This is a genomic window from Thalassolituus sp. UBA6592 (assembly GCF_002433655.1).
In the GTDB taxonomy this organism is placed as follows: Bacteria; Pseudomonadota; Gammaproteobacteria; order Pseudomonadales; family Oceanobacteraceae; genus Venatoribacter.
Window position 1 is genome coordinate 1 of record NZ_DJIO01000106.1, and the last position, 7372, is coordinate 7372.

General features: G+C 52.5%; 6 protein-coding genes. 1 reads left to right on the forward strand and 5 read right to left on the reverse strand.

The annotated features are described in order from the left end of the window. Positions 1–218 precede the first annotated feature (218 nt). From B2Z72_RS09950 to B2Z72_RS09970, 5 genes are all read right to left on the reverse strand, one after another. Positions 219–1817 carry an isocitrate lyase gene (locus B2Z72_RS09950; RefSeq protein ID WP_296982471.1) on the reverse strand — a complete coding sequence of 533 codons (1599 nt, stop codon included), beginning with the start codon at positions 1815–1817 and terminating at the stop codon, positions 219–221. A 218-nt stretch (positions 1818–2035) separates the two neighbouring features. Continuing rightward, positions 2036–2983, reverse strand: coding sequence for a sensor histidine kinase (locus B2Z72_RS09955; protein WP_296982473.1), 948 nt, complete (start codon positions 2981–2983; stop codon positions 2036–2038). A gap of 3 nt (positions 2984–2986) precedes the next feature. Further along, the gene (locus tag B2Z72_RS09960) at positions 2987–3526 is read right to left on the reverse strand and encodes a heme NO-binding domain-containing protein (RefSeq protein ID WP_296982475.1); all 540 of its coding nucleotides are present in this window, start codon (positions 3524–3526) and stop codon (positions 2987–2989) included. Next, positions 3523–4842 (reverse strand): HD domain-containing phosphohydrolase, encoded by a 1320-nt coding sequence (locus B2Z72_RS09965; protein ID WP_296982477.1) that lies wholly within the window; start codon positions 4840–4842, stop codon positions 3523–3525. Before B2Z72_RS09965 ends, B2Z72_RS09960 begins: the two co-directional genes overlap by 4 nt. 252 nt (positions 4843–5094) lie before the next feature. Continuing rightward, positions 5095–6315 (reverse strand): NAD(P)/FAD-dependent oxidoreductase, encoded by a 1221-nt coding sequence (locus B2Z72_RS09970; protein WP_349681245.1) that lies wholly within the window; start codon positions 6313–6315, stop codon positions 5095–5097. A gap of 92 nt (positions 6316–6407) precedes the next feature. On the opposite strand from B2Z72_RS09970, the gene B2Z72_RS09975 reads away from it, so the two are divergent. Beyond that, complete coding sequence (locus tag B2Z72_RS09975; protein WP_296982479.1) at positions 6408–7214, forward strand: lysophospholipid acyltransferase family protein; 807 nt, start codon at positions 6408–6410, stop codon at positions 7212–7214. Positions 7215–7372 lie beyond the last annotated feature (158 nt).

A 7372-nucleotide genomic window follows, 5' to 3' on the forward strand; every position in this document is an offset into this window, starting at 1 on the left:
TTAGATGTTGTTGAACTGGTTAGAAGTGTTGACCGCCATGGATGGCGGAAATGCCGGAAACGCAGGACGCAGTCTTCCGGCCGTAGCACCACCGGCTTTCAGAGCTGGTTTTTACAAGAGGCACCAGCAAAGTCTTTGCTGCTGAATGCTCTGACGATGAGCCAATAAAAAAGGCGACCCGAAGGTCGCCTCTCTTAAGAACCGCTAATCAATTCAACTTAGATGTTGTTGAACTGGTTAGAAGTGTTCTTAGCACCACCGGCTTTCAGAGCGTTCTCACCAGCAAAGTATTCTTTGTGGTCGTCGCCCATGTCGGAGCCAGCCATGTTCTGGTGTTTAACGCATGCGATACCCTGACGGATTTCTTTACGCTGTACGCCTTCAACATAACCCAGCATCGCTTTCTCACCGAAGTATTCTTTTGCCAGGTTGTCAGTAGACAGCGCAGCAGTGTGGTAAGTCGGCAGAGTGATCAGGTGGTGGAAGATGTTCGCTTCACGGGAAGCATCCGCCTGGAAGCTCTGGATACGCTTGTCAGCTTCCATACACAGTTCAGAACCGTCGTAGTCAGCAGACATCAGACGATCACGGTCGTATGCAGAAACGTCTTTACCTTCTTCTTTCCAGCCATCGAACACCTGCTGACGGAAGCTCAGAGTCCAGTTGAAGGAAGGAGAGTTGTTGTAAACCAGTTTCGCATCAGGGTGAACTTTACGTACACCGTCCATCATGGCTTTAATTTCGTGAACTGTTGGGATTGCAGTTTCAATCCACAGCAGGTCAGCGCCAGCGTTGATAGCTTCGATACAGTCGAATACACAACGTTCCTGGCCAGTGCCTTTACGGAATTCGTACAGGCCAGAAGCCAGACGCTTAGGACGAACCAGTTTGCCGTTACGGCTGATCAGTACGTCGCCTTCTTTGGTGTCTTCCGCTGCAACTTCTTCAACGTCCAGGAAGGAGTTGTATACGTCGCCCTGATCGCCAACTTCTTTAACAACAGCGATTTCTTTAGTCAGACCAGCACCTTCGGAGTCAGTACGTGCAACGATAACACCGTCGTCTACGCCCAGTTCCATGAATGCATAACGCAGAGCACGCAGTTTGGCGTGGAAGTCAGCGTGAGGTACGGTTACTTTACCGTCCTGGTGACCACACTGCTTCTCGTCAGCAACCTGGTTTTCGATCTGCAGACAGCATGCGCCCGCTTCGATCATTTGCTTAGCCATCAGGTAAGTCGCTTCAGCGTTACCGAAACCGGCATCGATGTCAGCAATGATAGGTACGATGTGAGTTTCGTAGTTATCGATCTGAGCTTCGATTTCTTTTTCTTTAGCAGCGTCGCCAGCAGCGCGTGCAGCGTCCAGGGAACGGAACAGACCGCCCAGTTCACGTGCGTCAGCCTGACGCAGGAAGGTGTACAGTTCGCCAACCAGGTTTGCTACTGCAGTTTTTTCGTGCATAGACTGGTCAGGCAGAGGACCGAAGTCAGAACGCAGAGCAGCAACCATCCAGCCAGACAGGTACAGGTATTTACGTTCGGTAGTACCGAAGTGCTTCTTAATAGAGATCAGCTTCTGCTGACCAATGAAGCCGTGCCAGCAACCCAGAGACTGAGTGTACTTGGTCTTGTCCTTGTCGAACTCAGCCATGTCGCGACGCATGATGCCCGCGGTGTACTTAGCGATGTCCAGACCAGTTTTGAATTTGTTCTGCAGACGCATACGCGCAACAGATTCAGCCTGAATGGCAGACCAGGAATCACCTGCTTTGTCGAGAACTGCCGCTGCAGCTTTGATTTCGTCTTGGTATGACATGAGTCAATCCTTCAGTGTATGGGTGGGTGACGCTGCCCTGTCAGCCTCAATGACTGCGGGCTTTACGTTATTTGCAGGGGAATAGTATTAACTTAGTCCCCATAATTGAAATCAATAAGCTGTATATCTGACATTTTGCTGATGAATAAAGAGTTATATCAATATTGCTGCAGAATGCACCTACCCCAGAGCCCCGGATGACGGGCGCTGCAGCCTTTTCAGGCACTTTTCTGAGCTGGCTGCACGGGAATTCGTACGGTGAATGTTGTGCCTTTGCCCAGCTCACTTTCCACCTGAATATCGCCGCCATGCTCTTCTACGGCATTGTGGGAAATCGACAGGCCAAGGCCAGTACCCTGACCAACCGGCTTGGTGGTAAAAAAAGGTGTGAACAGATACTTCTGATGTTCTTCTGAGATGCCACAGCCGTTATCACTGATACTGACTTCCAGCCAGCGTCCGTTGACCCGGGTTTCAACACGGATCAGGCCGTTTTCTTCCACCGCCTGATCGGCGTTGGCAATGAGGTTAATAAACACCTGATTGAGCTTACCAAAGTAGCCTCTGATCTCCGGCAACTCGCCGTATTCGACTTCAACTCTGGAGTGGTATTTGGTCTGGTTATTGAGGATATTCAGTGCCGCGCGCAGGCATTCATTAACATCGACCGGCACCTTCTCACTGTCGTCCTGGCGGGTGAAAGATTTCAGATCCGATACGATCTGCTTAACCCGCTCCAGCCCGTCGATGGTTTCAATGGCGAGGTTCTGATAATCACTGAGCAGATAAGCAATATCGTGAATCATCAGGCCTTCGCGCCAGGCCGCCTGAATCTGCTCCACACTTTGCCCACCAGCAATTAACTGATCCGCCTGATTGAGAAAGCGCTGAATATCCTGCAACCCCTCCACCAGGCTGGAGAAATTACTGTAAATAAACCCCAGCGGATTATTGATTTCATGAGCTACGCCCGCCGCCAGCACCCCCAATGACGCCATTTTCTCTGACTGCACCATGGCGCGCTGCTGTTCATGTAAGGCGTCGTTGACTTCCTTCAGCTGCTCGTTGGAGCGATACAGCTCACGGGAGCGGTCTTCCAGCAGCTGTTCCGCCTGTTTGCGCAGCTGCTTTTCGCGCTCGTACGCTTTGCGGTAGTCGTCATTCATGCACTACTCCGCCACCCGTACATGAATACTGCAGTGATCTGCGCCATCATGCATACAGGGTGAGTGGTTCATTTCGATAAAAGAGCCATAATGCCGTGCACTGCCGCTGATCAGCCCCTCAGCCAGCCAGCACAGTTTACGTGGTGAGCGATAGTGCATGGTGATTTCATGCGGATTCGTGCGGTCGTAGGTAAAGTCCGGCAATTGCGCATCCGGATACAGTTTGCGTACTTCCATATGCACGATCTGATCAACGGAATAAAGAAAGTCCACCAGATTATCGGCTTCATCAAAAAACGCCGGAAAACGCTGATAAAATTCGCTTGCCATAAATTCGCCAAAACCGAATATCAGGGTTTCAGCATCCTGACCGGTGACCGTCACAGCGGCGTTAACCAGCGACGTCAGTTCCTCATCAGGATAGGTCTGGGTGGATACGTACATGCCTTCTGAGCCAGCCTCGTCCAGCACCGCATTCCAGCCTTCCAGGCCATACTGCTCTTCCACCATGTCGCGCAGCATATCGAATACAACACCTTTCATGATTCATCTCCCATCACGTTGGGGGCGGCATCATCGCTGAACACATAGATTTCAAGAGGCTCGTCCATTAACTGCTCCAGATGCTGCATCTTGCTGATAATGTCTTCATCCACGACATGATGTTTTTTCAACAGCACCATACCTCTGGCGCTGAACAGATCCCGCGACAGCACCATGCCGGGCAACAGTTCACCACTGTTCACTACCTGTTCACTGCTGTCCGGGTTGCTGTGCTGATAGCGGCGCGATACTTCGACAAATATCTTCACCACTCTGGGGTCATAACGTTTGCCCACCAGCGCTTCGATTTCACGCCGCGCCTGCAGCGGATTCGCCTTAATGCCATTAATGCGCCCGGCCAGCCAATCGCTGTAGTCGCGCACCACCGCCAGAATGCGGCTGCCCAAAGGAATTCTGTCGGCCGTCAGGCCATCAGGAAAACCCGAGCCGTCGTAACGCTCAAACTGATGGCGGATATAAGTACTGGCACACCGCAACGCCGGCACGCCGAACAGTGCAGCTTCCGCTAACAGAGGCCACTGACGGAATTTCTGCAGTTCAGTGTCGTCGTAATCGCAGTAGGGCTTGTTGAGCATGTCATCGGAGAACCCCAGACGTCCCAGCCCGGACAGCATCACTGCTTTACGCAGAGCGTCGGTATCGTCGCTGTTCATCTGCAGGCGGGTGGCAATTTCCTGCACCATTAAAGAATCGAGTAATGCCGCGCGGGAGTCCGGTGCTTCACGCTGCGCCGTCAGGCTGGAAACCAGCGTCACCATGTGTTCATAGCTGTAGCGCAGCTCTTCGGTACGGCGCCGCACCTTGCTCTCCAGCCCTGTGTTCAATGTTTCCAGCGCTTCGTTTTTTTCTTCCAACTCGGCGTTCAGTTGTTCGTTTTCCAGTTCGAGAAAACGCGCCTGCAGCAGTTCACCCACCACCCGGCGCAATTCCAGATCGTCCCAGGGTTTGTTCAGATAACTGGCAATCCGGCCTTCATTAACCGCCTGAATGGTCGATTCGAGATCGGCATAGCCAGTCAGCAGTACACGGCGGGTAGCCGGCCACTCTTTCGCCGCCTGCGCCAGCAGCTCTGCACCACTCATACCCGGCATGCGCATGTCACTGATTAACAGATCCACTGGTTGCTCGCGCATCATTTCCAGCGCTTCTTCGCCGGAGGGCGCAGTAATGATCTGCACCGACTCCTGACGCAGAGTGCGGCCAAGCGCTTTCAACACATTAGGTTCGTCATCCACCAGCAGCACTCTGGGGGAAAAGGACGAACTGAATACTGACTGCTCTGTAGACCAGACCATAAATAACCTCTGACGGTTTTTTATCCAGTCTAGACAAAGGAACTGATGCGGGGGTTAAGAAGGCATGATGTGAATGGCATTTAACCGCTGGTTAAATCCAAAGGTTATTTGAATGTATTTTTTAAAAACCTGAATGCCCACTCAAACAGGCAGATATTCAGAAAAAAGCAGATTAGTCAGTTATGGCAGCTTTAAAGCTACTGAAAAACACTAAAGTCGTTTACGCGGAATTTCATAATTTTTTGTAAACAATCACACATATTCTGCCGCGGCTACCGCACTGGACCAGGCCCACTGAAAATTAAAACCGCCCAGGTGGCCGGTCACATCCAGCACTTCGCCGATAAAAAACAGCCCTGGCTGCGTTTTACACTCCATGGTTTTAGATGACACCTCGTCGGTATCCACGCCACCGAGCGCTACTTCTGCCGTGCGGTAACCTTCAGTGCCCGCCGGTTTCACCCGCCACTGATGCAGGCCGTTAGCCAGCGCATCCATATCGGCACCGGATAAATCCGCCAGAATGGTTTCTTCTCGAAACTTGCCATCGAGCCAGTGCTCAGCAAACTTCTGCGTGGTTAATTCTGCCAGCCAGTTCTTTAAACGCACTTTCGGGCGACTGTGCTGTTGCTGACGCAGCTCTGCTGCCAGATCTTTGCCGGGCAGCAGGTCAAAGGTCACGCTGTCGCCGTCTTTCCAGTAAGACGAAATCTGTAACACCGCCGGGCCGCTCAGGCCCCTGTGGGTAAACAGCAGATCATCGGCAAAAAACTGCTGATTACATTCCACTTCGACAGGCAGCGATGTCCCGGACAGCGCGGCAGAAAGCGTTTTGTTGTGATCGGTTAAGGTAAAAGGCACCAGACCCGCCCTTGGGGCATACACCTTCAGGCCAAACTGGCGGGCAATGTCGTAACCAAAGCCGGTAGCACCCAGCGTTGGAATCGACGGGCCACCAGTGGCAATCACCAGCGACTCACACTGCACCTGATATTGCTCACCTGCCCTGGTATTAACAGCATCAAAAAGATAACGGTATAAATCACCATCCAAAGAACGTATCCCACTAACGGCAGTATCCAGACGGATCTCGACTCCCTGCTGCTCACACTCTGCCAGCAGCATATTCAGAATGTCCGAGGCCTTGTTATCGCAGAACAGCTGCCCGTCTTTTTTCTCGTGGTAGGCAATACCGTGGCTGTCCACCAGCCCAATAAAATCCCACTGGGTGTAACGGTTCAGAGCAGATTTACAGAAATGCGGGTTGTGGCTCAGGTACTTGTCCGGTGCCACATAGTAGTTGGTGAAGTTACAGCGCCCGCCACCCGACATCAGAATCTTCTTGCCGGCTTTATTGGCATGATCCAGCACCAGCACCCGGCGGCCACGGGCTGCCGCCTGAGCAGCACACATTAAACCGGCCGCGCCGGCACCAATTACGGTTACATCAAATTTCTGTAGCATTTCGGTCATATAGTCGTCATCTGAACCCGCATTATGCCATTAAGCCCGGCCGCTGGATGCAGATAACTGCTCCCGGCACACTGATAACGAGAGATGGAAGTATGGAGCTGTTTGATCGTCCAGGCCTGCTGCAGGCCACCGGCTTAAGTCCGGCCAAACTCAATCTGCTGCTGCGCCTGCTGAAAGCGCCTAAGCTCAACAAAATATACAATACGCTGGATCAGAAGCACGGCATCGACATGATCGACGAAGCCCTGCGTGCGCTGAATATCAACGTCGAGTACGACCTCGCCGCACTGGAGGCAGCGATTCCGGACGAAGGCCCGTTCGTTACCGTATCCAACCACCCGTTCGGCTTTCTCGATGGCGTAATCCTGCTGATGCTGGTGTGTCGCAAACGTCCGGAATTCAAAGCCGTGGCCAACTTCCTGCTGAGCTACTTTGCGCCCATCTCCGATCTGTTTATTACGGTCAATCCGTTTGAGAACTCCGGCCCGAAAGGCATGGGCGGTATGCGTAAATCCCTAGGACAACTGAAACAGGGCGAAGGCATCGGCCTGTTCCCCGCTGGTGAAGTCTCCACCTGGTACAAAGGCCAGAACGGCATTGCCGACCGTGAATGGTCCATGTCCAGCATTCGCCTGATCCGCAAAGCCGAAGTGCCGGTGATTCCTGTGTATTTCCATGGCCACAACAGCCGCAGCTTTCATATGCTGGGGAAAGTACACCCTTCATTACGCACCCTGCGCATTCCGGCAGAGTTTTTAAAGAAGCGGAACTCCACCATTCGTTTGGGTATTGGTGAACGTATCGAATGGGAAGAGCTGGCCACGCTGGAAAGCAACGAAGCCATGCGTACCTTCCTGCGGGAAAAAACCTATGCTCAGGCCGATAAATTTCTGCATTGAGGTTTATAACGGAATAAAAGCGTAGCGCCATGCGCCGGAGGATACGCCGGGTAACTCCGGCTTATCAATCAATCTGCAATGCGCTGTAGTGCTGTGGAGTGCAGTGCGATCCGGTGCAGTGCAGTGCGATATAGTGCGGTGGGCGGAGCCCACCCTTG

What these genes read in the sequence shown, in the direction of transcription:
- B2Z72_RS09950 (WP_296982471.1), bottom strand. Translation starts at nt 1,817, where the DNA reads ATGTCATACCAAGACGAAATCAAAGCTGCAGCGGCAGTTCTCGACAAA.
- B2Z72_RS09955 (WP_296982473.1), bottom strand. Translation starts at nt 2,983, where the DNA reads ATGAATGACGACTACCGCAAAGCGTACGAGCGCGAAAAGCAGCTGCGC.
- B2Z72_RS09960 (WP_296982475.1), bottom strand. Translation starts at nt 3,526, where the DNA reads ATGAAAGGTGTTGTATTCGATATGCTGCGCGACATGGTGGAAGAGCAG.
- B2Z72_RS09965 (WP_296982477.1), bottom strand. Translation starts at nt 4,842, where the DNA reads ATGGTCTGGTCTACAGAGCAGTCAGTATTCAGTTCGTCCTTTTCCCCC.
- B2Z72_RS09970 (WP_349681245.1), bottom strand. Translation starts at nt 6,315, where the DNA reads ATGACCGAAATGCTACAGAAATTTGATGTAACCGTAATTGGTGCCGGC.
- B2Z72_RS09975 (WP_296982479.1), top strand. Translation starts at nt 6,408, where the DNA reads ATGGAGCTGTTTGATCGTCCAGGCCTGCTGCAGGCCACCGGCTTAAGT.